General features: G+C 68.2%; 27 protein-coding genes, 1 pseudogene and 1 riboswitch. Of the genes and pseudogenes, 13 read left to right on the top strand and 15 right to left on the bottom strand.

Annotated elements, in window-relative coordinates:
- Together AC5Y4N_RS02475 and AC5Y4N_RS02470 are read right to left on the bottom strand one after the other, a co-directional pair.
- Positions 1-426: a pyridoxamine 5'-phosphate oxidase family protein gene (locus AC5Y4N_RS02475; RefSeq protein WP_499906761.1), complete on the bottom strand. Its 426-nt coding sequence runs from the start codon at positions 424-426 to the stop codon at positions 1-3.
- Between the two features lie 33 nt (positions 427-459).
- On the bottom strand, positions 460-582 hold the full coding sequence (locus AC5Y4N_RS02470) for a hypothetical protein (protein ID WP_499906759.1): 123 nt from the start codon (positions 580-582) through the stop codon (positions 460-462).
- 57 nt (positions 583-639) lie between these two features.
- On the opposite strand from AC5Y4N_RS02470, the gene AC5Y4N_RS02465 reads away from it, so the two are divergent.
- The gene (locus tag AC5Y4N_RS02465; RefSeq protein ID WP_499906757.1) at positions 640-1,626 is read left to right on the top strand and encodes an LLM class F420-dependent oxidoreductase; all 987 of its coding nucleotides are present in this window, start codon (positions 640-642) and stop codon (positions 1,624-1,626) included.
- Here AC5Y4N_RS02465 and AC5Y4N_RS02460 read toward each other — a convergent pair.
- Complete coding sequence (locus AC5Y4N_RS02460) at positions 1,623-2,642, bottom strand: NADP-dependent oxidoreductase (RefSeq protein WP_499906755.1); 1,020 nt, start codon at positions 2,640-2,642, stop codon at positions 1,623-1,625. The two genes, AC5Y4N_RS02465 and AC5Y4N_RS02460, sit on opposite strands and share 4 nt — an antisense overlap.
- Before the next feature lie 133 nt (positions 2,643-2,775).
- Between AC5Y4N_RS02460 and AC5Y4N_RS02455 the strand changes: the two are divergent.
- Positions 2,776-4,148: pseudogene (locus tag AC5Y4N_RS02455) on the top strand (HNH endonuclease signature motif containing protein).
- A gap of 22 nt (positions 4,149-4,170) precedes the next feature.
- Here AC5Y4N_RS02455 and AC5Y4N_RS02450 read toward each other — a convergent pair.
- Together AC5Y4N_RS02450 and AC5Y4N_RS02445 are read right to left on the bottom strand one after the other, a co-directional pair.
- Positions 4,171-5,820, bottom strand: a complete 1,650-nt coding sequence (locus AC5Y4N_RS02450) for a DNA repair helicase XPB (RefSeq protein WP_499906753.1) — start codon at positions 5,818-5,820, stop codon at positions 4,171-4,173.
- A gap of 27 nt (positions 5,821-5,847) precedes the next feature.
- Positions 5,848-8,100 carry a helicase-associated domain-containing protein gene (locus AC5Y4N_RS02445; RefSeq protein WP_499906751.1) on the bottom strand — a complete coding sequence of 751 codons (2,253 nt, stop codon included), beginning with the start codon at positions 8,098-8,100 and terminating at the stop codon, positions 5,848-5,850.
- Positions 8,101-8,165: 65 nt separating this feature from the next.
- Here AC5Y4N_RS02445 and AC5Y4N_RS02440 point away from each other — a divergent pair, with 65 nt between their 5' ends.
- The 4 genes from AC5Y4N_RS02440 to AC5Y4N_RS02425 are packed head-to-tail and all read left to right on the top strand — an operon-like array spanning position 8,166 to position 9,746.
- Positions 8,166-8,360, top strand: a complete 195-nt coding sequence (locus AC5Y4N_RS02440; RefSeq protein ID WP_499906749.1) for a hypothetical protein — start codon at positions 8,166-8,168, stop codon at positions 8,358-8,360.
- Positions 8,361-8,368: 8 nt separating this feature from the next.
- The gene (gene moaC / locus AC5Y4N_RS02435; protein ID WP_499906747.1) at positions 8,369-8,851 is read left to right on the top strand and encodes a cyclic pyranopterin monophosphate synthase MoaC; all 483 of its coding nucleotides are present in this window, start codon (positions 8,369-8,371) and stop codon (positions 8,849-8,851) included.
- Entirely contained in the window at positions 8,848-9,324 is a 477-nt protein-coding gene (locus tag AC5Y4N_RS02430; protein ID WP_499906744.1) for a MogA/MoaB family molybdenum cofactor biosynthesis protein, read from the top strand. Before moaC ends, AC5Y4N_RS02430 begins: the two co-directional genes overlap by 4 nt.
- A complete protein-coding gene (locus AC5Y4N_RS02425; RefSeq protein ID WP_499906742.1) occupies positions 9,321-9,746 on the top strand; it encodes a molybdenum cofactor biosynthesis protein MoaE in 426 nt (141 codons plus the stop codon). Before AC5Y4N_RS02430 ends, AC5Y4N_RS02425 begins: the two co-directional genes overlap by 4 nt.
- 6 nt (positions 9,747-9,752) lie before the next feature.
- Here AC5Y4N_RS02425 and AC5Y4N_RS02420 read toward each other — a convergent pair whose 3' ends face one another.
- From AC5Y4N_RS02420 to AC5Y4N_RS02405, 4 genes are all read right to left on the bottom strand, one after another.
- Positions 9,753-10,802 (bottom strand): transglycosylase family protein, encoded by a 1,050-nt coding sequence (locus AC5Y4N_RS02420; RefSeq protein WP_499906740.1) that lies wholly within the window; start codon positions 10,800-10,802, stop codon positions 9,753-9,755.
- Positions 10,803-10,811: 9 nt separating this feature from the next.
- Positions 10,812-10,978, bottom strand: a riboswitch (cyclic di-AMP (ydaO/yuaA leader).
- Between the two features lie 233 nt (positions 10,979-11,211).
- Entirely contained in the window at positions 11,212-11,481 is a 270-nt protein-coding gene (locus AC5Y4N_RS02415) for a MoaD/ThiS family protein (RefSeq protein ID WP_499906737.1), read from the bottom strand.
- A 1-nt stretch (position 11,482) separates the two neighbouring features.
- Positions 11,483-12,544, bottom strand: coding sequence for a GTP 3',8-cyclase MoaA (moaA, locus tag AC5Y4N_RS02410; protein ID WP_499906735.1), 1,062 nt, complete (start codon positions 12,542-12,544; stop codon positions 11,483-11,485).
- Positions 12,541-12,933, bottom strand: coding sequence for a YccF domain-containing protein (locus AC5Y4N_RS02405; protein WP_499906733.1), 393 nt, complete (start codon positions 12,931-12,933; stop codon positions 12,541-12,543). Before AC5Y4N_RS02405 ends, moaA begins: the two co-directional genes overlap by 4 nt.
- Positions 12,934-13,108: 175 nt before the next feature.
- Between AC5Y4N_RS02405 and AC5Y4N_RS02400 the strand changes: the two genes are divergently transcribed.
- Complete coding sequence (locus tag AC5Y4N_RS02400) at positions 13,109-13,519, top strand: cold-shock protein (protein WP_499906731.1); 411 nt, start codon at positions 13,109-13,111, stop codon at positions 13,517-13,519.
- A gap of 82 nt (positions 13,520-13,601) precedes the next feature.
- On the top strand, positions 13,602-14,612 hold the full coding sequence (locus AC5Y4N_RS02395) for a glutathione S-transferase family protein (RefSeq protein WP_499906729.1): 1,011 nt from the start codon (positions 13,602-13,604) through the stop codon (positions 14,610-14,612).
- Here AC5Y4N_RS02395 and AC5Y4N_RS02390 read toward each other — a convergent pair.
- Entirely contained in the window at positions 14,609-15,094 is a 486-nt protein-coding gene (locus AC5Y4N_RS02390) for a DUF2771 domain-containing protein (protein WP_499906727.1), read from the bottom strand. The two genes, AC5Y4N_RS02395 and AC5Y4N_RS02390, sit on opposite strands and share 4 nt — an antisense overlap.
- Positions 15,091-16,677: an MFS transporter gene (locus AC5Y4N_RS02385; RefSeq protein ID WP_499907456.1), complete on the bottom strand. Its 1,587-nt coding sequence runs from the start codon at positions 16,675-16,677 to the stop codon at positions 15,091-15,093. Before AC5Y4N_RS02385 ends, AC5Y4N_RS02390 begins: the two co-directional genes overlap by 4 nt.
- A 188-nt stretch (positions 16,678-16,865) precedes the next feature.
- On the opposite strand from AC5Y4N_RS02385, the gene AC5Y4N_RS02380 reads away from it, so the two are divergent.
- Positions 16,866-17,636, top strand: coding sequence for a DUF3027 domain-containing protein (locus AC5Y4N_RS02380; protein WP_499906725.1), 771 nt, complete (start codon positions 16,866-16,868; stop codon positions 17,634-17,636).
- On the opposite strand, the gene AC5Y4N_RS02375 is transcribed toward AC5Y4N_RS02380, so the two are convergent.
- Together AC5Y4N_RS02375 and AC5Y4N_RS02370 are read right to left on the bottom strand one after the other, a co-directional pair.
- Positions 17,633-18,088 (bottom strand): SRPBCC family protein, encoded by a 456-nt coding sequence (locus AC5Y4N_RS02375; protein WP_499906723.1) that lies wholly within the window; start codon positions 18,086-18,088, stop codon positions 17,633-17,635. The two genes, AC5Y4N_RS02380 and AC5Y4N_RS02375, sit on opposite strands and share 4 nt — an antisense overlap.
- A 16-nt stretch (positions 18,089-18,104) precedes the next feature.
- Positions 18,105-18,368, bottom strand: coding sequence for a DUF2530 domain-containing protein (locus tag AC5Y4N_RS02370; RefSeq protein WP_499906721.1), 264 nt, complete (start codon positions 18,366-18,368; stop codon positions 18,105-18,107).
- Between the two features lie 37 nt (positions 18,369-18,405).
- On the opposite strand from AC5Y4N_RS02370, the gene AC5Y4N_RS02365 reads away from it, so the two are divergent.
- Positions 18,406-19,224: a TrmH family RNA methyltransferase gene (locus AC5Y4N_RS02365; protein WP_499906719.1), complete on the top strand. Its 819-nt coding sequence runs from the start codon at positions 18,406-18,408 to the stop codon at positions 19,222-19,224.
- Positions 19,221-19,496, top strand: coding sequence for a DUF2537 domain-containing protein (locus AC5Y4N_RS02360; RefSeq protein ID WP_499906717.1), 276 nt, complete (start codon positions 19,221-19,223; stop codon positions 19,494-19,496). The genes AC5Y4N_RS02365 and AC5Y4N_RS02360 overlap by 4 nt, the downstream gene beginning before the upstream one ends.
- Here AC5Y4N_RS02360 and sepH read toward each other — a convergent pair.
- Positions 19,493-20,260, bottom strand: coding sequence for a septation protein SepH (gene sepH / locus AC5Y4N_RS02355; protein WP_499906715.1), 768 nt, complete (start codon positions 20,258-20,260; stop codon positions 19,493-19,495). The genes AC5Y4N_RS02360 and sepH overlap by 4 nt on opposite strands.
- 83 nt (positions 20,261-20,343) lie before the next feature.
- A complete protein-coding gene (serC, locus tag AC5Y4N_RS02350) occupies positions 20,344-21,462 on the bottom strand; it encodes a phosphoserine transaminase (protein ID WP_499906713.1) in 1,119 nt (372 codons plus the stop codon).
- A 55-nt stretch (positions 21,463-21,517) separates the two neighbouring features.
- Here serC and AC5Y4N_RS02345 point away from each other — a divergent pair, with 55 nt between their 5' ends.
- A complete protein-coding gene (locus AC5Y4N_RS02345; protein ID WP_499906710.1) occupies positions 21,518-22,366 on the top strand; it encodes an aldo/keto reductase in 849 nt (282 codons plus the stop codon).
- Between the two features lie 145 nt (positions 22,367-22,511).
- Positions 22,512-23,537: an AurF N-oxygenase family protein gene (locus AC5Y4N_RS02340; RefSeq protein WP_499906707.1), complete on the top strand. Its 1,026-nt coding sequence runs from the start codon at positions 22,512-22,514 to the stop codon at positions 23,535-23,537.
- Position 23,538 lies beyond the last annotated feature (1 nt).

Genomic DNA, 23,538 nt, shown 5'->3' with positions numbered 1-23,538 from the left:
TCACGCCTCACCCAGATCCGCGGAGAGCCAGTGCTGCGGTTTGAGATAGATCGCCACACTGTCACCGTGCTCGCGGCGGGCGAACTCGAGATAGGGCTCGACCTTCTCGGGGGCCAGATAGCGCTTGGTCATCTCGACGAGCTGCTCGTCGGTGCCGGGCTCGATCCGGCTGACCGGACCGTCGACCGCCACGTACCGGACGGTGGGCTCCAGCCGCTCGACCATCAGCGAGAAGCACCCAGCCGCCTCGATCAGCCGGTGCTTGCGCGACCCCGCGCCCGTCAGCACCCACGGTTCGCCGCCCGGCGTGTACTGGTACCAGATCGGCACCGTGAGCGGTCCGCGATCAGCGCCCGCGCTCACCGACAAGGCCGCGATGTGCGGCTGGGCCAGGAATTCTTCACGTTCTTGCTTCGACAGCGCCATGCACAACAGGCTAGTCGCGGCCACGCGACGGACTCACTCATCAGGTGGCTTGCTGCGCGGCGGCCTGTTCAACCAATCTCGCAGGCGGAAAAGCTCTTCGATTACCAACCCCACCGCGAGCAGGGCCACGATTACGACGATCACGATGGTCAGCATGGGTTTCGCCTTCGACATCTAGGTATACCCGCCTGTGGGCACTTAGAGTCTGCAGGTATGCGTTTTGGGCTGTTCATCCCGCAGGGCTGGCGTCTGGATCTCGTCGGCATTCCGCCGGAGCAACATTGGGAAGTGATGGCAGGCCTCGCGCGCTATGCCGACGAGGGAGCGTGGGACTCGTTGTGGGTGTACGACCACTTCCACACCGTGCCGGTGCCGACGGCCGAGGCCACCCACGAGGCGTGGAGCCTGATGGCCGCGTACGCGGCGTCGACGTCGCGGATCAAGCTCGGCCAGATGTGCACGGCGATGAGTTACCGCAACCCGGTCTACCTGGCGAAGGTGGCCGCAACCGTCGACGTCATCTCCGGCGGCCGCGTGCAGATGGGCATCGGCGCCGGATGGTACGAACACGAGTGGCGCGCTTACGGCTACGGGTTTCCCTCAGCCGGTGTGCGACTGGCCCGGCTCGACGAGGGTGTGCAGATCATGCGCGACGCATGGCGTGACGGCATGGTGACGTTCTCCGGCAAGCACTACCAGGCCGACGGAGCGATAGTGCAGCCGCAACCGTTGCAGCCCAACGGTATTCCGCTGTGGATTGCCGGCGGTGGTGAGCAGAAGACCCTGCGGATCGCGGCCAGGTATGCGCAGTACACCAACTACACGCCCGAGCCGGAGGCGTTCAAGCGCAAGTCGGAGATCCTGGCCCAGCACTGCCGTGATGTCGGCACGGACTTCGACGCGATCGTGCGGTCGGCGAATTTCACTGGCGTACTCGGCGATTCGGAGGCAGACGTCAAAGATCGCATGAATCGGATCCGCGATCGCTTGGTTGCGCACGTCGGTGAGCAAGCGACCGACGCCATGCTTGCCGCGACCGGCACCGATGCCGCGACCGGAACACCCGAGCAGGTCATCGAAAAGCTGCGGTCCATCCGTGATCTCGGATGCGAATATGCGATCGTGTACTTCCCCGAAGCCGCTTACGACCGCTCAGGCATCGAATTGTTCGAGCGCGAGGTGATCCCGGCGCTGAGTTAGGCCGTCGCAGGCTCGCCGACCTTGACCAGCGTCTTGCCGATGTTGGCCCCGGTGAACAGTCCGTTGAGCGCGTCGACGCAGGACTCGATGCCGTCGAAGATGGTCTGGCGGTGGACAAGTCGGCCCTCGTGCTCCCATTGGCGAAGCGCGGCGAACGCTTCGTCGAAGCGACCCCATTCGTCGAGCGCGTTGAACCCTTGCATCAGCGCGGTCTTGGCGAGCAGGTTGACGTAGTTGGCCGGGCCTGGGTGTTCGCCGGTGAGGTAGCTGGAGATGACACCGCAGAGGACCACCCTCGCTTTGTGCGCGAGCCGGCCGAGCACCGCGTCGAGGATCGGGCCGCCCACGTTGTCGAAGTACACGTTCACCCCGCGCGGGCAGTGTTGCTTGAGCGCGGCGGGCACGTCGTCGTGCTTGTAGTCGATGCAGGCGTCGAAGCCGAAGTCGTCAACCACGGCCTGGCACTTGTGCGGTCCGCCGGCGATCCCGACCACCCGGGCGCCGGCGATCTTGGCGATCTGGCCTGCGATCGACCCGGTGGCGCCTGCGGCTGCCGAAACCACGACGGTTTCACCGGATTGCGGCCGGCCGATGTCGGTCATGCCGAAGTAGGCGGTGGCGCCGGTGGGGCCGTACACCGACATGATCGCGAGCTGGTCGGTTTCGCCGGGGATCGGGGTGGTGAAGATGTCGTCGCGGATGAGCACGTACTCCTGGAAGCCGGTGAGCGTGGTGACGATGTCGCCGACCTGGTATGCCGGGCACCGGGACGCGACGACCTCACCGATGCCGGCTGCTCGGATGACCTCGCCCAGCTGCACGGGAGGCAGATAGCCCGGTTGGTCGTTGAGCCACGTTCGGACGGCAGCGTCGATGCCGACGTAGGTGGTGCGGACCAGCGCCTCGCCGTCGGCGGGCTCGGGCGCCGGGACCGTGACGAGTTCGGTGTCGTCGGGCTGCACCAGTCCCGTCGGGCGGCGGCGCAGCACGATCTGGCGGTTCATCAGGTCAGCCACGAGGGTGAACCTACACGGGCTGCGCTAGCACAAAGGCCTGACAAACCGCGGTCATTGAAACTGCTTTATTCACAGACCTTTTCAGCGGTGGATGACCGCGTGATGTGTCGGTCGTCGCGGCTATCATTCGACCATGCGTTCGAAAACCGGGCGAGATGCGGTGTTCGCAGCCGTGGAACGGTACCGCGCCGCGGTGGCCGAGCTGGCGGAGGTGGCGCTGGACGGGCTGGCGCTGCCGACCTGTGTGCGGTGCTCGATGCCGTGGAGTCGGGACGCTGTCGGCTACCGATCATCGAGCATCAGGCCATCAACCGGATCGCGGCGACGGCCGGCGCCGACCAGATCGGCCGGTCGTTGAAGAGGTATCTGGCCGAGCGGCTGCGCATCCGGCCCGCCGAAGCGGCCCGGCGCATCGCCGACGCCGAGATGCTCGGCGAACGGTCGACGCTGACCGGCGAGCGATTGGCGCCGGCGTGGGCGGGCACCGCTGCCGGGCAGCGCGGCGGGGTGCTCAACGCTGACCATGTGAGGGAGATACGCCGCTTCTTCCATCAACTTCCGGATTGGATCGACGAGTCGACCCGGATGCGTGCCGAAGCGGAGCTGGCCGGAGTGGCGGCGAAGTTTCGCCCCGACGAGCTCGCGGTGCTGGCCGACAAGCTCGCCGATTGCCTCAATCCCGACGGCATCTTCACCGACGCCGACCGGGCGCAGCGGCGCGGGCTGATTATCGGGCGCCAAAACACTGACGGAATGAGCAAGATCAGCGGGTGGCTCACGCCTGAAGCCCGCGCCGGCTTGGATGCCGTGCTGGGCAAGTGGGCGGCGCCGGCTATGTGCAATCCGGCGGACGAGTCCCCGACCGTGGACGGCAGCCCATCGGAAGAAGCGATCAAGCAGGATCACCGCAGCACCGCCCAGCGCAACCATGATGCGCTCGTGGCAATGTGTCGCAGCGTGCTGGCCTCTGGTCAGTTGGGGTCACATCATGGGCTGCCGGTCAGCATCGTGGTGTCGACCACCTTGCAGGAACTTGAATCCGCCGCCGGCCTTGCCCACACCGGGGGTGGATCGTGGCTTCCGATGGCCGATGTGATCCGCATGGCCAGCCACGCTCGTCACTACCTACGCATATACGACGAGCACACCAGCCGCGAACTGTATCTCGGCGAGACTAAACGCATCGCGTCCCCGGCACAGCGAATCGTGTTGCACGCCAAGGACCGTGGCTGTAGTCGCCCGGGCTGTACCGCACCCGGCTACCTGTGCGAGGTGCATCATGTCACCGAGTGGGCCAAGAGCCATCGCACCGACATCGACGATTTGACCTTTGCGTGCGGGCCCGACCACAAGCTGCTCGACGAACAGGGCTGGACCACCCACAAGAACGCCGACGGCGTCACCGAATGGCTGCCGCCGCCGCATCTCGACTTCGGCAAACCGCGCACCAACGGGTACTGGCACCCCGAGCGGTACTTTCGACTCGGAGACGACGATGACCCTTAGCGTGCTGCAGTCGCGCGGACCCTCAGATCGCCGGGCCCAGCAGGTCGTCGGCGTCCTTGATCACATATCCGTAGCCTTGCTCGGCCAGGAACCGCTGCCGGTGTGCGGCGTACTCGGCGTCGAGGCTGTCGCGGGCCACCACCGAGTAGAAGTAGGCGCCGCCACCGCCGGCCTTCGGCCGCAGCAGCCGGCCCAGTCGCTGCGCCTCTTCCTGGCGTGACCCGAACGTGCCCGAAACCTGAACGGCTACAGAGGCTTCCGGTAAATCGATGGAGAAGTTCGCCACCTTCGACACCACCAGCGTCGACACCTCGCCGTTGCGGAACGCGTCGAACAGGGCCTCGCGTTCGGCGGTCTTGGTGGAACCCTGGATCACCGGTGCGTCGAGTTCGGCGCCCAGCTCCTCGAGCTGGTCGAGGTATGCCCCGATCACCAGCCGCTGGTCGTCGGGGTGCTTGTCGAGGATCGACTTGACCACCGCGATCTTCGAATGTGCCGTGGAGCACAGCCGGTAGCGTTCCTCGGGTTCTGCGGTGGCGTACAGCATCCGCTCATTGTCGGTGAGCGTCACACGCACCTCGATGCACTCCGCCGGAGCGATCCAGCCTTGCGCCTCAATGTCTTTCCACGGCGCGTCGTAGCGCTTCGGCCCGATGAGAGAGAACACGTCGCCCTCGCGGCCGTCCTCGCGGATCAACGTCGCAGTCAAGCCCAGGCGGCGCCGTGACTGAAGATCCGCCGTCATCCGGAACACCGGCGCGGGCAGCAGATGCACCTCGTCGTAGATGATCAAGCCCCAGTCTCGGCTGTCGAACAGCTCCAGGTGCCGGTAGGCGCCCTTCGACCGGCGCGTCATCACCTGATAGGTCGCGATCGTGACGGGCCGAATCTCTTTGCGCTCGCCCGAATACTCGCCGATCTCCTCTTCGGTCAACGACGTGCGGGCGATCAGCTCGCGCTTCCACTGCCGGCCCGCCACCGTGTTGGTCACCAGGATCAGCGTGGTGGCACCGGCCTTGGCCATCGCGGCCGCGCCGACCAGCGTCTTGCCGGCGCCGCACGGCAGCACGACCACGCCGGAGCCGCCGGCCCAAAATGACTCGGCGGCCACCTCCTGGTAGTCGCGTAAATGCCAGCCCTCCTGGCGCAGGCTGATCGGGTGGGCCTCGCCGTCGACGTAGCCCGCGAGGTCCTCGGCGGGCCAGCCGATCTTGAGCAGCATCTGCTTGATGTGGCCACGTTCGCTGGGGTGGACGATCACCGTGTCGTCGTCGATACGCGCGCCCAGCATTGGCTGAATCTTCTTGTGGCGCAACACCTCTGCCATCACCGCGCGATCCAGGCTGACCAGCGTCAGCCCGTGCGCGGGATGCTTGACCAGCTGCAGCCGCCCGTAGCGCGACATGGTGTCGACGACGTCGACCAACAACGCCTGCGGCACCGCATACCGCGAATAGCTGACCAGCGCGTCGACCACTTGTTCGGCGTCGTGGCCTGCGGCACGGGCATTCCACAGCGCCAGCGGCGTGATTCGGTAGGTGTGCACATGCTCGGGTGCGCGTTCGAGCTCGGCGAACGGGGCGATCGCCGCGCGCGCCTCGTTGGCGAGTTCGTGGTCGACTTCGAGCAGCACCGTCTTGTCGGACTGCACGATCAGGGGTCCGTCGGTCATTTCACCCATTATCCGTCGTCTACCGACTTATCCGTCGTCCACCGACACCACAGAGGTGACGCGGTGCACGGCGAAGTCGCGCACCCGGCCCGACGCCAGGTCGAACGCCACCAGCTGGCCGCCGCGCACGCTGATCGGCGACACCACCCGCTGGGTGGCCACCCCCGCCGGGTCGACGTAGCCCATCACCACCGAGGCCTGGTCACGCACGGCCTGCTGCAACAGCAGCACCGCGGTGCCGGCGTCGACGCGCACCGCGGGCGCAGTGGCCGCGACTTTGCGCAGCATCGCGACGATCGCTTCCAGGGTCTGCGGGGCAAGCGGCGGCGGGCTGCGGTACGGCCGACGCTGCGGGACGTCAGTCACTCTGGCTCCGCGCGGCCGCAGGTCGACGACCGCCCCCGTGGCGTCCTCGGCCGCCGGCGCGAACCCGGCGTCGCGCAACGCTTTGAGCACGTCGGCGATCGGCGCCTGCGCCACGGCGACCGTCGGGGCGAGAAGCCGCAATTGCACCGCCTCGGCCAACGGTGCAGCGGCCACTTGGGCCAGCAGCGCGGTGTCATCGCACCGCACAAACGACGCAGCCACACCCACTCGCAGCTGACCGTGGCGGCGCGCCACGTCGTCGATCAGATAGGTAAGTCCTTGCGGCACAGGGGTTTTGGAGTGCTCGCGAAAGAAGGCATGCAGCCCCGCGGCTGTGCGGCCGACGTCGAGTGCCCGCCGGATCGATGCTTCGGAAATCCGGTAGACCATCGCGGCGCCGGCCGACTCGACGGTCGCGACTTCCGCCAACTGGTCGGACAGCTCGCGGCGCAGCGGACCCGGCACCACCACGGTCAAGTCTGCCTGCACCAGGAAGTGGTCGATCGGCGCGGGCAGGATGCGCTTCATCGCGGCGACGGTCTCGTCCTCGGACGCGCCGGAAATCAGCGCCCGCGCCGGCGACGTCAACGCCCCCCGGCCCACCAGCCCGAGCGCAGTGGCCTCCTCCAGCAGATCGGCGACCGGTCCAGGTTGCAAACGCAGCGCCCACCGCGGCCGCCGCCACAGCAGCAATCGCGACGCCTCCGCGGCATCGAGGCCCGCTCCCTCGGGCAAGTCGGCCAACAGCGACAGCAGCAGCCGACGGTCCAGCGGGGCCGCGGTGGAAAACAGTGCCTGCGACAGCGCGGCGATCGGCTTGTTGTCCGGCCCGCGGCGGCCCGCCAGGCTCGGACGCGACGCCAGCTCCAGCCACGTCGTCGCCAACAGGTGCCAGCGCTGCGCGGGCGGCGACTCGACGAAGCGGTCGGCCTGCACGGTGGGTGCCCAGTACGGTCCGTCGCCGTCGAGCGGTTCTGGGTGCGGCATGCCGGACACGATCAGCCCTGCAGACGCCGCAAGCTCGAGAAGCAGCCCGAGCCGCTGCTCGGAGATGCCGGTCACCTTGGCGAGCCGCTTCACCTCACGCACTCCGAGTCCGCCGCTGCGCAGCTCGGGAACCGGTGCGGCGCCGAGGGTTTCGACCAGCAGCTCGATCTCGCGCAACACATCCAGCACCGCGCCGGCAGCGGCCGCGTCGACGTCGGCCATCGAGGTCGAACGCACCGCGGGCGTCGGCTCCATAAGGCTCACCGGCCCCGGCTCTTCACCGCGCAGTACCTGTCCGACCACTCGCGGCAGGATCACGGTCTCGTCGTCGACCTGCCGCAGCAACCCGGCCGCCAGCAGCCGCTGCACCGGCCGGTCCGGTGGAGTGCCCGGCGCCGCGTCGCGGGTGCGACCCACCGGCGAGCCGGACACCAGCCGGTCCAGCAACTGGCGCTGCGCATCGTCGAGCCCGTCGACCGCGCTGATGATGTCCTGGGCGTCGCGTATGTCCTGCTCCAGCGTCACCTGACCGGGATGCCAGGGCAGCGCCGCGGGCGCCTCGGCAACCACTCGAAGGTTTCCCTCGCCCCACACCAGCGCGCGGTCGGTCAGCTCCTGCAGAGCCTCGGAGAGCGCGTTCAATGGCACGCGGTCACTGAGCAGCGCTGCCACCTTGGCCGCGGACACAGGCGCCGCGTCGGCCTGCAGCACCAGGAGCGCATCGAGCACGGCCAGCGTCAGGAAGTCCAGGTCGTCGCCGGCGGCCCTCACCGACTGGCGCGCCTGGGCCCGCGCTGCCAACGCGGCGATACTGCCCGGAGGCGGTTGGGTGAGGTCGGGGCGCAGTTGCAGCAGTCGGACCAGCCGGTCATCGGGCAGGTCGGCCAGCCAGGCACCCAGCGGCAGGCGCGGGGTGTTGTTGCTCATTGCTGACCAGCCTAAAGCAGCCGGTCAGTGTCGCGACGCGCCGTAACGCCTGTCAGAATGGGGCCGTGGCAGACAACAAATCCGCGAAGAGTCGATACGTCGATCCCGGCTGGCCGACCCTCGACGGCGACAACGACCACGCCGTCAGCGAGCTCGCTGCCGACCGCACCGGCGCGTTGTCGCCGTTCGGGGACGTCACGTTTCCCCTGCCCGCCGACGAGCTCCCGTACACCCATCCGGTGACGGTGGTCAACAAGTAGCTGGGCCCATGAGCGCTTCCGGCGCCGGCCGACTCTCGCACCTCGACGAACGAGGAGCGGCGCACATGGTGGACGTGACCGCCAAGGCCGTCACCAAGCGCACTGCGGTCGCGGCCGGAGTGTTGGTGACGACGCCGGAGGTGGTCGGGTTGATCTCCACCGGCGGCCTGCCGAAGGGTGACGCGCTGGCGACCGCACGGGTAGCCGGCATCCAGGCGGCCAAGCGCACCAGCGAGTTGATCCCGCTGTGCCATCAGCTCGCGCTCACCGGCGTGGACGTCGACTTCGAGATCGGCCCGTCGAGTGTCGAGATCACCGCGACTGTGCACAGCACCGATCGCACGGGCGTCGAGATGGAAGCGCTGACCGCCGTCAGCGTCGCGGCCCTCACCCTCTACGACATGATCAAGGCCGTCGACAGGGCCGCGCGCATCGACAACGTGCGGGTGCTGCACAAAGCAGGCGGACGCAGCGGCAGCTGGACCAGATGACGCGGTCGGCTCGAGTGGTGATTGCGTCCACGCGTGCTGCGGCGGGAAGATACGAAGACCGTAGCGGCCCAATCATTTTCGACTGGCTCACGCAGCGCGGCTTCACCGTGCCGCCGCCGGCGGTGATGCCAGACGGCGACGCCGTGGGTGCGGCTTTGCGCGCCGCGGTCGCCGATACCGTCGACGTGGTCATCACCTCGGGAGGCACCGGGATCTCACCTACCGATGCGACACCCGAGCAGACGGCTGCAGTGCTCGACTACCAGATCCCCGGGCTGGCCGACGCGATCCGGCGCTCGGGGCTGCCGAAGGTGCCGACGTCCGTGCTGTCGCGCGGGTTGTGCGGGGTGGCCGGCCGCACGCTGGTGGTCAATCTGCCGGGCTCACCCGGCGGCGTCCGCGACGGCCTCGCGGTGCTCGCCGACGTGCTGGATCACGCGCTGGACCAGCTGCGCGGAAAGGACCACGGATGACAGAGGTTCTGCGCGCCGAGATCACCGAGCAGCCCGTCGACCTCGCCGAGCACGAAGCGCTGGTGGCGCATGCCGCGGCCGGCGCGGTGGTGGGTTTCGCCGGCGTGATCCGCGACCACGACGCCGGCCGCTCGGTGACACGGCTGGAGTACTCGGCGCATCCGTCCGCTCCGGACGTGCTGGCCGAGGTGCTCGCTGACATCGCCCGCGACAGCCCCGGCGTGCGCGCGCTGGCCGCCAGCCACCGCGTCGGCACGCTGACCATCGGTGACGCGGCGCTGGTAGCTGCGGTTGCCGCCGACCATCGCACCGCCGCATTTCAGACGTGCGCCAAGCTGGTCGACGCCATCAAGGCGCGGCTACCGGTGTGGAAGCACCAGTTCTTCGCCGACGGCAGCGACGAGTGGGTCGGTTCGGCCTGACCTGTCTTAGCCGGCAGCCGGGGTCGGCGCGTCCGCGGGCGCGGCCTGCTGGGCGAGCCCCAGCAGTGCGTCGTTGAGCGCGATGTCCTGGTTGCTGATCGCGCCCCACAGGTCCTTGAGGTAGCCAGAGCCGGCGCCCTGCTGCAGGATGCCTTGCGGCAGCGTGGGCAGCTTGCCGTCCGTCATGAACTGGTTGGCGGCGTCGTAGGCCGGAGCCGGGATATCCGCCGGCAGCGGTGCGGGCGGCGCCGGGTCGGCCGGAGCGAGCGGCACCTCGAGCGAGGTCTGCTCGATGACGGCCGAGTCGGGCGCAGCGACGCCCAGGGCCTCGCCGGCGGGCGGCGTGTCGACCGCAGCCGCGGCGTCGACGATCACGCCGTCGGTAGGCGCGGGCACCTGGTCCACGGCCGGCAGCACGACATCTGCCGGTTCGACGGGTGCGTCGACCGTCTCGATGACCGGCTCGGGAGCCGGGGGCGCTTCGGGGGCCGGCGGAGCTTCGGGCGCGCGCGGCGCCTCAGGAGCCGGCGGTGCCTCGTTGACCGGAGCAGGGGCTTCGGGCGCGGGCCCGGCGTCAGCGGCCGGTGCCTCGGGAGCCGGGGCCTCCGGGGCGGGCAACTGACCCTCCGGCGGCGTGGCTGCGTCCAGCGTTTGCACCTGGTTGGCCGTCCGCGGCGTGACACTGCGCTGGCTGGCGCCGGACAGGCCGGTGCCGCACACGGGCCAGGCGCCGCGGCCCTGACGGGCCAGCACACGCTCCGCGACCGCGATCTGCTGCTCGCGGGTGGCCATGTGCGCCGACGGGGCGAACTCGCTGCCTCCTGCGGAACTCCAGGTGCTCGGCGAGAACTGCAGACCGCCCTGGTAGCCGTTGCCGGTGTTGATCGACCAGTTGCCGCCGGACTCGCAGCGGGCGACCTGGTCCCATTCGCCGTCGGTGGCCGCGGCCGCGTGGGCGCTCAGCGCCAGGCCGCTTCCTCCGATGACTGCGCCCGTGAAGGCGACTTTCGCGACGTTGATGTTGGATTGCGTGGGCTTGCGATGCCGTCCACTCATGCGCGAGTTTCGTCCTCTCTACATGCGCCTGCGGAGTCAGCTGTCGGGTTAGGGCAAGAGAGGTCGCCCGGCCGGAAGAACCGGCTTCACCCCAAGGAGCCGCGTGGGCTCCGGGTCCGTGTCGGTGGACCGATTGGGTCCCCCGCCTCCATCCACGGTGTCGTCGTGTCCTTCCCTCACGGATGGAGCTCGGCGCGAAAGGGAAGGAGGGCCAACCGCATTGGGGTGGGCCGGCCTGCGCAAGACCGTAACGGTTTACGGGAAATTCGTCACCTTCAGGCGCCTACGGCGTTTCGGTCCCCGGCAAACGGGAAAGCCCCAAGACGGGACGGCGTACCTGCAGGTCGCTTGCGGCCGACACCGCCCCGAAGCCAATCCGTGACCATTCCGTGATGTGACGGAAATCACGTCAGCCGCCGGCAAACGGCGGCAGCACATCCACGGTCTGCCCGGCGCGAAGCTGCAGCGACGGGTCGCGCACCGCCACCCCGTCGCACAGATACGAACACCGTGCGAGCACGGCGGCCAGTTGGGGATCGCGCGCTGCGAGGGTGTTCGTCAGACTGGCGACAGTCACCCCGGGATCCACGGCGAGCACTTCGGCTTCCATGCCAGCGGCGGCCTGCGCGGCCCCGAAGTAGCGGACCGTCACCTGGATCGTCGTCGTGACGTCGGTCATCTCAGCCGCCGATCGCGCTCATCGGTCGTGCCGGTTGCACAAAGCTGGGGTCGTTGATCCCGTGGCCGGCCGCCTTCGCCCACATCGCCGCACGCCACGCGGCCTCGATCTCCGCGTCGTCGGCACCGCCGCGCAACAGTCCGCGCAGGTCGGTCTCGTTGCGCGCGAACAGGCAGTTGCGCACCTGTCCGTCGGCGGTCAACCGGGTGCGGTCGCAGGCGGCGCAGAACGCGTGCGACACCGACGCGATCACCCCGACCGTCGCAGGGCCGCCATCGACCAGCCACAACTCCGCCGGCGCCGAGCCGCGCGGCCCAGGGTTGGCTGCAAGCGTGAAATGGCGCCGCAGTGCGGTCAGGATGTCGTCGGCCGTCAGCATCTCGCCGCGGCTCCAGCGGTGATCGGCATCCAGCGGCATCTGCTCGATGATCCGCAGCTGATAGCCGTGCTCCAGGCAGAACCGCAGCAGCGCGACGGCGTCGTCGCGGCCGGTTACCGGATCGAGCACCGCGTTGACCTTCACCGGATCCAGTCCCGCGGCGCGCGCGGCCGCGAGTCCGTCGAGCACGTCAGGTAGCCGGTTGCGCCGGGTGATCGCCGCGAACCGGGCGGCGTCGACGGTGTCCAGCGACACGTTGATTCGGTCCAGCCCCGCGGCGGCCAGCCGCTCGGCGCGCGTCGCGAGGCCGATCCCGTTGGTGGTCAGCGTGATCTCCGGCCGGGGCCGCAGCTCGGCCGTCGCCGCGATGATCTCTTCCAGGTTCTTGGACAGCAGCGGCTCACCGCCGGTGAATCGCACACTGGTGATGCCGAGACGCGTGACCGCGATCTGCAAGAGGCGCAGCAGTTCGTCGGGCCGCAGCAGCCGTTCGGCCGGCATCCAGTCCAGGCCCTCGGCAGGCATGCAATAGGTACACCGCAGATTGCAGCGGTCGGTCAGCGAGACCCGCAGGTCGGTGTGGACGCGGCCGAAGCGGTCGACGAGCGGTCCGTCGGCGGGGGCGTCGCCAGCGGCCGCTCGGTGCGGGTGCACCGACGGCAGACCGAGGGCGGTGACCGTCATATCCACGACCTCGCGTCGTCGGCCGGCACGATCTCTTTGCCCAACGGCACCAGCGAGATAGGGATCAGCTTCAGGTTGGCCAGCGCCAGGGGGATGCCGATGATCGTGATCGCCTGCGCGATCGCGGTCGCGACGTGACCGATCGCCAGCCACACGCCGCACAGCACCAGCCAGATGATGTTGCCCACCAGCGCGCCGGTGCCGGTGCCGGGCTTGTCGACGATCGTGCGGCCGAACGGCCACAAGGCGAACAGCGCAATCCGCAGGGCGGCGAAACCGAACGGGATCGTGATGATCAGGACGAAGCAGATGACGGCCGCGAGCAGATATCCCAGCGCCAGCCACAGGCCGCCGAAGAGCAACCAGATGACGTTCAGTATCAAGCGCATAGTATCGGCTCTTCGCCCAAGCGGCTCATCAGTTCCTCCAGGGGGTTTCCCCAGCCTACCGACCAAACGGGGCTGCTTCGCGCTGGGTGAGCCGAGTAGGATTTGCTCATCGCGTCCTGCGACTGTGCGGGGCGCGATCTTTGCGAGTGACCGTCGAGACAAGCAGGTGAGACAAGTGCCGACCGGCAGGGTGAAGTGGTATGACCCGGAAAAGGGCTTCGGCTTTTTGTCCCAAGAGGACGGCGAGGACGTCTACATCCGCTCGTCTGCGCTGCCCGCCGGCGTCGAGGCGCTCAAGTCCGGCCAACGGGTGGAGTTCGGCGTGGCGACGGGGCGGCGAGGCCCGCAAGCGTTGAGCCTGAAGCTGATCGACCCGCCTCCGTCGCCGCTGCGCACGCGCCGGGAAGCGGCACAGCACGAGCACAAGCACACGCCCGACGAATTGCACGCCTTGGTCGAGGACATGATCAAGCTGCTGGAGGGCAAGGTGCAGCCGGAACTTCGCAGAGGCCGCTATCCGGACCGCAAGACTGGCCACACGGTCGCGGAGGCGCTCAAGCGGGTAGCACGCGAACTGGACGCCTGACCGCGCGCCGAGTGGTGACTCGAGGCACGGCCGCGACGGGGAGGCGTGGATTAAGCCGGCACTCGCCGGGCATCCTGAAGCCATGGCAGCCTATGTCGCCAGTAGCGGCGAGTTCGAACGCGACACCGACTACATCACTACCCGCATCACGGCCGACGGTCGTGACGGCTATCCGGTGGAGCCCGGCCGCTACCGGCTGATCGTCGCGCGGGCGTGCCCGTGGGCCAACCGGGCCATCATCGTGCGCCGGCTGCTTGGTCTGGAACCCGTGCTGTCCATTGGCTTTTGCGGTCCTACGCACGACGAGCGCAGCTGGACCTTCGACCTGGATCCTGGTGGCGTCGACCCGGTGCTGAAGATCCCGCGATTGCAAGACGCCTACTTCAAGCGGTTTCCGGACTACCCGAAAGGCATCACAGTTCCGGCAATCGTCGACGTGCGCACCGGTGAAGTGGTGACCAACGACTTCGCCCAGATCACGCTTGATCTGTCCACCGAATGGCGCCAGTACCACCGCGACGGCGCTCCCGACCTGTACCCCGAGCCGTTGCGCGACGAGATCGACGAGGTTACCCAGCGCATCTACACCGAAATCAACAACGGCGTGTACCGCTGCGGGTTCGCCGGGTCACAAGAAGCCTACGAGCGGGCCTACGAGCGGCTCTTCACCGCGCTGGACTGGGTGTCCGAAAGACTCAGCCGCCAAAGGTTTTTGGTGGGCGACACCATCACAGAGGCCGACGTGCGGCTGTTCACCACGCTGGCCCGGTTCGACCCCGTCTACCATGGCCACTTCAAGTGCAACCGCCAGAAGCTCTCGGAGATGCCGGTGCTGTGGGCCTACGCCCGCGACCTGTTCCAGACCCCCGGCTTCGGTGACACCATCGACTTCGTCCAGATCAAGCAGCACTACTACATCGTCCACAAGGACATCAACCCGACGGGCATCGTGCCCAAGGGGCCGGACCTCGCCAACTGGCTGACGCCGCATGGTCGAGAAGAGCTGGGCGGCAGGCCTTTTGGTGACGGGACACCGCCTGGTCCGCCGGCGGAAGGGGAGCAGGTGCCGCCGGGTCACACACCGCTGAGCTAAGCCCAGGCCGTCCGCACCGACCATTCGGCGTGCGGCATCGGGAACAAATCACCCTTCTCGTCGGACACCAACGTCAGAATCTGCACCACCACCCGATTCAGCCGCCCCCCGGCGGCGCCGACGGTCGGGATCGTCACCGCCAGGCGGGAATTCGGTCGGAAGACCTGCAGCGAGGTGTCGCGCGGATCGTCGTAGAAGGCCCGCAGCAGCCACGGCGTGCGCCCGATCGAGGGCGGCACCGACAGCTGCACCACATTGCGGTCGTCCACGGCCAATTCGCCTTGGGCTCCGGCATTTTCGCAGTCGTTGAGGTCGATCGGACTGCAGTACCGATACGGTCCCACCCGAGCCAGCTGGCCGCGCGAGTAGGCGCTGATCTCCGGTCGCGCCGGCGGATGGCCGCGCACCACAAGCCAAATGCCAACGGCGACAACGCCGCACACCACGATGACGGCGCCTATCGCCGTCAGGGCGCGGGTCACTGCGGTGTTGCCATCGCGCCGGCAGGCGTGCTGCCTTCCTGCTCCGCGACCACCGGCCGGTTGCCGCCGAAGCCCGGGATCAGCGAGTCGCCGCGATAGCTCACGATGGTCTGCGCCAGGCCGAGAATCAGAAACGACGAGATCGCGGTGAACCCGACACGCAGATCGGTGTACACCAACACGCCCGTCGCGCCGCCGGCCACCCAGGCCAGCTGTAGCAGCGACTCCGAACGCCCGAAAGCCGACGCCCGCGACTGCTCCGGCAGATCGTCCTGCAGCGACGCGTCCAGCGACGCCTTGCCCACTGCGCTGCAGCCCGACGTCAACAGCGCCGCGATCGCGGTGAACAGCAGGTTGCCGAAGAACGCCGCCGCCAGTGCGGCGACAGTGACGATGATTGTGCAGCGCACCACCAGAATCGACGGCCGGCCTAACTTCAGCCGCGCGCTCAGCCCGTTGCCCGCGAAGTTGCCGACGGTGGCCGCTGCCCCGATCAGCCCCAGCATGGCCACCTGCTCCAGCCCGGTCGCGTCGTGCGACTTGGCCCAGAACGCCGGATACAAGAACAAGAACCCGACCATCATCTTGATCGTGACGTTGCCCCACAGCGACGTGATGATGTTGCGGCCCAACGGCTGTCGCGGCTTGGCCCGCTTGGCAGGCCGGGGTTCGCGGTCTCGGCGCAACGGCGCGCTGTGGCTGTGGTAGGTCAGCGTGGTCGGCACCTCACCCGCGGTGACCTCCACCCAGCGGGGAATCTGCATCGACAGGTAGGCGCCGATGACCGTGACGACGACGACCACGAACAGCGCCCCGGGCAGCCCGAACAGCTTGGTGAAGACGTACTCGACACCCGCGGCGATGCCGCCGCCGACGATCGTGCCGCCGATCAACCCGAACACCGTGAGCCGGGAGTTCACCCGCACCAGGTCGATGGTCGGCGGCATCACCCTCGGTGTGACCGCGCTGCGCAGCACACTGAACGACTTGGACATCACCATCATCAGCAGCGCGCACGGGTACAGCACCCACGGCGGGAAGCTGCCGCTGGCGCCGTCGTAGTTCGCGATGAGGATCACCGCCAGCGCGGTCCGGAAGGCGAACGACATGGCCAGCGCGACACGGCGCCCGTGCTGCAGCCGGTCCAGCGCCGGACCGATGAGCGGAGTGATCACCGCGAACGGCGCGATCGTGATGAGAAGGTACAGCGCCACCCGGCTTTTGCTTTCGGCCGACGCGGCCGCGAAGAACAATGTGTTGGCCAGTGCGACGGCCATCGCGGCGTCGACTGCGAAGTTGGCCATCACCGGGTAGGTCAACGCGGTCAGGCCGGACTTGTCGGCGCCGTCAGCGGTGGCCGCCCGATGGAACAGCCCGTACATTCGCACACCCATTTCCCGGCTGCGCATCGCAGCTGCCCGGGTCACGGTGACCTTCTGCCCGTCGGATACTCCGGAGCGAGGCGGAGGCGAATACCCCTGGCCTGCCGGCTCGTCCAGCGGCGGCAGATACCGGTTGCCGCTGGGCATCGATGACTGCGAAGCCCGGCGGTACGGCACGCCGTCGGTGGGGTAGTTGGCCATGCCGGGATGTTCGTCGGCGTCGGGAGCCGGCCGGGGTGGGTAATACCGGTGATCACCGCCGCGATCACCGCCGAGGGCGTCTGGCCGCGGTCCGCTCACAGCGTCGATTGTCCACTATCGGGTGGACGCGGTGGCGCAGCTAGCCGGTGTGGCTGCGGGCGGGTGCGTCGGGCACTATTGGGGATGCAATGGACGACGTGACCGTGGCCGACGCGCAGGCCACCGAAGCGCCGGCCGCGGACGTGCTGGCCGGCGCGGTCGAGCAGGCTCGCGCGGCGATCGTCGAGTTCAGCGGTGAGACCGTCGGCGAGTACATCGGCGTGACGTTCGACGACGCCACCGCGGCCACCCATCGCTTCCTGGCGAACCTGCCCGGCTATTGCGGCTGGCAGTGGGCGGTGGTGGTGGCCGCGCATCCGGGCGCCGACCACGCGACCATCAGCGAGGTGGTGTTGGTGCCCGGGCCGACGGCGCTGTTGGCCCCGCAGTGGGTGCCGTGGCAGGACCGGATCCGGCCGGGCGACCTCGGCCCCGGCGACCTGCTCGCCCCGCCGCGCGACGATCCCAGACTCGAACCCGGCTACGTTCTCACTGGCGACCCGGCCGTCGACGACGTCGCGGTGGAAATCGGTCTGGGGCGGCGGCAGGTGCTCAGCGCGTTCGGGCGCGCCGCGGCCGCGCAGCGTTGGCACGACGGCGACTACGGCCCGCAGTCGCCGATGGCGCGGTCCGTTCGGAGGGTCTGCCGTGATTGCGCGTTCTACCTTCCACTCGCGGGCTCGCTCGGCAGGATGTTCGGCGTGTGCGCCAACGAGATGTCCGCCGACGGCCACGTCGTCGACTCCGAATACGGATGCGGCGCGCACTCGGACACTCCGGCACCCCCCGGCAATGGTTCGCCGCGCTATGACCCGTTCGACGACGGCGTGCTGGATCTAGTCGAACCTCAACAGGGCTAAGCCTTTTCGGCCGCCGCTTTGATCTTGGCAAGCGATGCGTTCATCCCGTCGAGCAGCTCCTGCTCGAAACTGGGCACTCCGCCGAACAACATGTTGACCAACATGTTCGACGCCGCCTTCACACCGTTTTCGGCGTGCCGCGACTCCACCACGCGGGTACCGGTGGCGGTCGGTTCGAGCTCGTAGCTCCAGACTGTGTTGTTGGTGTTGACCCGGAACGCGAATTTGCGTTGCGGCACAACCTCGATGACCGTGCTCGTGGTCGGCCAGAACAGCCGGTTGCGGCGGTTGAGATTGACGGTCCGGGTGCCCGGGCGCAACGGTCCGAGCGGCTTCATCATGCGGCACTGCGGACTCCACTCCGGCATCCGGCGGAAGTCGGTGATCAACTGCCAGACCTTCTCGACGGGAGCGTCGATGTCGATCTGGGCTTGCAACAGCGGTGCGGCCATTGGTGCCTCCTGTTCTTCAGTACAGGCCGGTTTGAGCGCCGCGCGACCCGCTGCGGGCCGCGCGACGCTGCCACAAATACAGCAACGTGCCGAATGCCGCGACGCCGAGGCCGGCGACGGTGACCGGCCGCCAAGTCTGCAGCTCAGGCACAGTGAAAGCCGCGATCGCCGCGGCGATCCAGGCCAGCGTGCACACGGCGATCACCGGGCGGGGGTCGAGCAGAGCATCGGGCAGCGGAGGCGGCTTCACGTCGTGGTCCGGGTTCCCGTCGGTGCTCATCGGCACCAAACCTAGCCCACTGTCGTAGTGTTCGGCCGTGGCTGCACAGGTCATCGACGTCGCCGATCCCGCCGACACGCGTCTCGACGACTTCCGCGACCTCAACAGCATCGACCGCCGCCCCGATCTGCCCAGCGGCAAGGGCCTGGTCATCGGTGAGGGCGCGCTCGTGGTGCAGCGGATGCTGGCCTCGCGCTTTCGCCCGTTCGCCTTGCTCGGAACCGACCGGCGCCTCGGCGAGCTTCGCGACGACCTCGCCGGCGTGGACGTCCCGTACTACCGGGTGCACGCCGATGTCATGGCCAAGGTGGTGGGCTTCCACCTCAATCGCGGGGTTCTGGCGGCGGCACGCCGACCGCCGATGCCCCCGCTGCTCGAACTGATCGCCGACGCCCGCACGATCGCGGTGCTCGAGGGTGTCAACGACCATGAAAACCTCGGGTCGATCTTCCGGAACGCGGCCGGACTGGGCGTCGACGCGGTGGTATTCGGTCCTGGTTGTGCCGATCCGCTGTACCGACGCGCGGTGCGAGTCTCGATGGGTCATGTCCTGCTGGTGCCGTTCTCTCGTGCGCAGGCTTGGCCGGGTGATGTGAACACCCTGCGCGACAAGGGCTTTCACGTGCTGGCGATGACACCCGACTCGAGCGCCGTGGCCCTGCCCGACGCGATGGCCGGTCTGCGACAGGGGAAAGTGGCAATCCTGGTCGGCGCCGAAGGCCCCGGCCTCAGCCGAAAAGCCATGTGCGCCAGCGACATTCGGGTGCGGATTCCGATGTCGCGAGGCACCGACTCGCTGAATGTCGCGACAGCGGCGGCGCTGGCGTTCTACGAGCGGGCTAGGCTCGGCCGATGACCGACGACGACCTTGCGCGCACGCCGTGGGGGACAGGGCTGACGGTCGCCGGATTCGTCGCGGCCGTCACTGCGGCTACCGTCGTGGTGCTGAGCCTTGGCGTGTCGCGGGTGCATCCGCTGTTGACTGTTGCGCTGAACCTGATCGCCGTCGGTGGCCTCGCGCCGACGTTGTGGGGGTGGCGGACCGTCCCGGTGCTGAGGTGGTTTGTGCTGGGCGGCGGCGCCGGGGTGCTGATCGCGTGGCTGGCGCTGCTCGCCATCGCCGTCTAGTGGTTGCCGGAGCGAACGTCGAGCAGCACGTCCTCCCACGCCGGCACGGCGGGCCTGCGGCGCCGTGACCGAGGCGGCGCGGGCTGAGCGGGCGGCTCGGGCGTCGGCGCCGGCTCATCGGCGGGTGCCTCCTCGAAGTCCAGCTGGGCCACCGCTGCCACCGGGCGAAGCGGCCGCTCGAAGTTCGGGTCGATCAACTCGGTGGCGGTGTCGTCGAGCGGAGTCGACGTGCCGCCGTGCGCGCCGGGGGTGAACCGGAAGTGCGCGACGTTTCGCGAGCGGCCCGCCTGCCAGGTCAGCTGCACGGTCCAGTGGCCGTCGGCGTTCTTCCAAGCGTCCCACGACGTGGCGTCATGGTCCAGGCCGCGCGCGACGAGGGCGCTGGCCACGGTCTCGAGCAGGGTCTGCACCGCGGGCCCGTCGGCGAGCACTGGGTGCGATGCGGTTGCCAGCTCAGCCGCGCGGGAGCGCTCCAACAGCACCGGGTGCGCAAACCGCTCCACCCGGGACACGTCCACCCCGGCCGACTCGGCGACCTGCTCGACGGACGCACCCGCCCTGATCTTGGCCTGAATCTCCCTGGGACTGAGCACGTTTGTGACCTCGATGTCGACTTCTGGCTGGCGGTTGCGAGCGACCTCGCCCCGCACAGCGGCTTGCAGCCGGTCGTCGGCGCGCAGCCGGAACTTCTCGCCCGAGTGCTTGCTCTCGCAGATGATGTGTTTGCCGTCGACGTCTAGGCCGACCACCGTGAGTTCTCGCATGCCGACCTCCTCCGGGCTGTCACGACATGCCCGTCAGCTGCGCACTTTAGACGAGGACGGGGCGCAAGCGGCGCTGACACGCGCTAAAGCCGCTCGACCACCCAGTCCACGCACGCGGTCAGCGCGCTGACGTCGTCGGGGTCGACGGCGGGGAACATCGCCACCCGCAGCTGGTTGCGGCCGAGCTTGCGGTACGGCTCGGTGTCGACGATGCCGTTGGCCCGCAGCGTCTTCGCCACTGCGTTGGCGTCGACCTCGTCGGCGAAGTCGATGGTGCCCACGACCTGCGAGCGGAGCTCGGGGTCGGCGACGAAGGGCGTGGTGTACGAGGTCGCCTCCGCCCACGAGTACAGCCGCTGCGACGAGTCGGCGGTCCGTTTCACCGCCCACTCGAGTCCACCGTTGTCCAACAGCCAGTCGATCTGCTCGGCCAGCAGCACCAGCGTGCCGATTGCCGGAGTGTTGTAGGTCTGGTCCTTGCGGCTGTTTTCGACCGCGATCGGCAGCGACAAGAAGTCCGGCACCCAGCGGCCGGCCGCGGCGATCGACTCGACGCGTTCCAGCGCCGCCGGGCTGAGCAAGGCCAGCCACAGGCCACCGTCGCTGGCGAAGTTCTTCTGCGGCGCGAAGTAGTAAGCGTCGGCCTGTGACACGTCGACGGGCAGACCGCCGGCGCCAGAAGTGGCGTCGATCAGCACCAGCGCGCCTCCGGAATCCGCGGGCCGACGCACCGGGACGGCGACGCCGGTCGACGTTTCGTTGTGCGCCCAGGCGATGGCGTCCACCGACGGGTCCGACTGTGGCTGCGGCGCGCTGCCCGCCTCGGCCTTGACGATGATCGGCTCGCCCACGAACGGGTTCTTGTCCACCGCGCTTGCGAACTTGGAGCTGAACTCGCCGTACGCCAGGTGCAGCGAACGCTTGTCGATCAGCCCGAAGGCGGCGGCATCCCAGAACGCGGTGGCGCCGCCGTTGCCCAGCACCACCTCGTAACCGTCGGGCAGCGAGAACAGCTCGGCCAGTCCCTTGCGCACGCGTCCCACCAGGTTTTTCACCGGAGCCTGCCGGTGCGAGGTGCCGAACAGCGGCGCCGCGGTGGTGGCCAGCGCCTGCAGTTGCTCCGGTCGCACCTTCGACGGTCCCGATCCGAACCTGCCGTCTTTCGGCTTGATCGAGTCGGGGATCGTGAGTGCTTGCGCCATGGGGTCCAGGTTAGGCAAGCGTTTGTGGCCGTCGGCTATCGGGCACAGCCTCCGTATGAGCACTGTGGCACTGATCGACCTCAACGACGGCAACCGCATTCCACAGCTGGGCTTCGGCACGTACCAGATTGAGCCGCAGCACACCGCCGAGGCGGTGCGCACCGCGCTGGAAATCGGTTACCGCCACATCGACACCGCGCAGATGTACGGCAACGAGGAAGGCGTGGGGCAGGGCATCCGCGACGCCGGCCTGGACCGCGAGGACGTGTTCGTCACCAGCAAGCTCAACAACGGGTTCCATCGGCCCGACGACGCTCGCCGCGCGTTCGACGACACGCTGCGCAAATTGGGCTCGGACTACGTCGACCTGTTCCTGATCCACTGGCCGCTTCCGACGCTCTACGACGGCGACTTCGTCTCGACCTGGAAGACCCTCGAAGAGTTCGCGAAGGACAAGCGCGCCCGCAGCATCGGGGTGTCGAACTTCCAGCCGCATCACGTGCTGCGGCTGCTCAACGAAACCGACACCGTGCCCGCGGTGAACCAGGTGGAGATCCACCCGTATTTCACCAACGACGAGGTCCGCGACTACAACCGCGAGCACGGCATCGCGACCGAGGCGTACTCGCCGATCGCGCAGGGCAAGGTGCTCGACGACCCGGTGATCATGCGGATCGCCGCGTCGGTGGACAAGTCGCCCGCCCAGGTGGTGCTGCGCTGGCATCTTCAGCGCGGCGACATCGTCATTCCGAAGTCGGTGACGCCCGAGCGCATCAGGTCCAATTTCGAGGTGTTCGACTTCGAGCTCAGCGACAACGAGGTGGAGGCGATCTCCGGACTCGACCGCGGTGAAAACGGCAGGACCGGAGCCCACCCGGATACCTTCGACTACATCCCCGACTAGCCATGGCAGTGACCTAGATCACGTGACATGCGTCAAGTGCCCGTCGCCCACACGACGGCGCAAGGTCTAGACAGTTACCCAGTACCCGCGGTACCGTCTCTGGACATAAAGCGCATCGATGTAAACCTCATAGGGGAGGGTACGAATGGCTCGGACGCGCGTGATCAAGCGGTGGAAGCGCAACATGGAGGTCGACCCTGGCAACCCGGCCGACCGCGAATACGTCGACACCCTGGCCGTCCTCTCCGAGGGCTCGGTGCGCCGGAACTTCAACCCGTACACCGACATCGACTGGGATGACCCCGCGTTCGCCGTCACCGAGAACGACCCCCGGTGGGTGCTGCCGGCCACCGACCCGCTCGGGCGGCACCCGTGGTACAAGGCCCAACCGCTGGAGAAGCAGATCGCGATCGGCATGTGGCGTCAGGCCAACGTCGCGAAGGTGGGCCTGCACTTCGAGAGCATCCTGGTCCGCGGCTTGATGCAGTACACGTTCTGGGTGCCGAACGGGTCGCCGGAGTACCGGTACTGCCTGCACGAGTCGGTCGAGGAGTGCAACCACACGATGATGTTCCAGGAAATGGTCAACCGCATCGGCGTCGACGTGCCGGGCATGCCGAGGCTTTTGCGGTGGATCTCGCCGCTGATTCCGCTTGCAGCGGGGCCACTTCCGATCGTGTTCTTCTTCGGCGTGCTGGCGGGGGAGGAGCCGATCGACCACGCGCAGAAGAACATCCTTCGCGAAGGCAAATCACTGCACCCGATCATGGAGAAGGTGATGGCGATCCACGTCGCCGAGGAGGCTCGCCACATCTCGTTCGCGCACGAATACCTGCGCAAGCGCGTCCCGCACATGCGCCGGCGGCCGAAGTTCTGGCTGTCGCTTCACGTGCCGATCATCATGAGGGTGCTGTGCCAAGCGATCACGGTGCCGCCGCGGCAGTTCTTCAAAGAGTTCGACATCCCGCGCTCCGTGCGCAAGGAGCTCTTCTTCGATTCACCCGACTCGCGGCAGTGGCTGCGCGACATGTTCGGTGACGTCCGCATGCTGTGCCACGAGGTCGGCCTGATGAACCGGCCGGCGCGGCTGATGTGGCGGCTCTGCAAGATCGACGGCCGGCCGTCGCGCTACCGCTCAGAGCCGCAGCGCCAGCACCTTCCGGCGGCGTAAT

It is taken from the genome of Mycobacterium sp. NGS19 (assembly GCF_059813155.1).
Note: the sequence above shows the minus strand (reverse complement) of the source record. Positions and strands in the feature narration are given on the sequence as shown.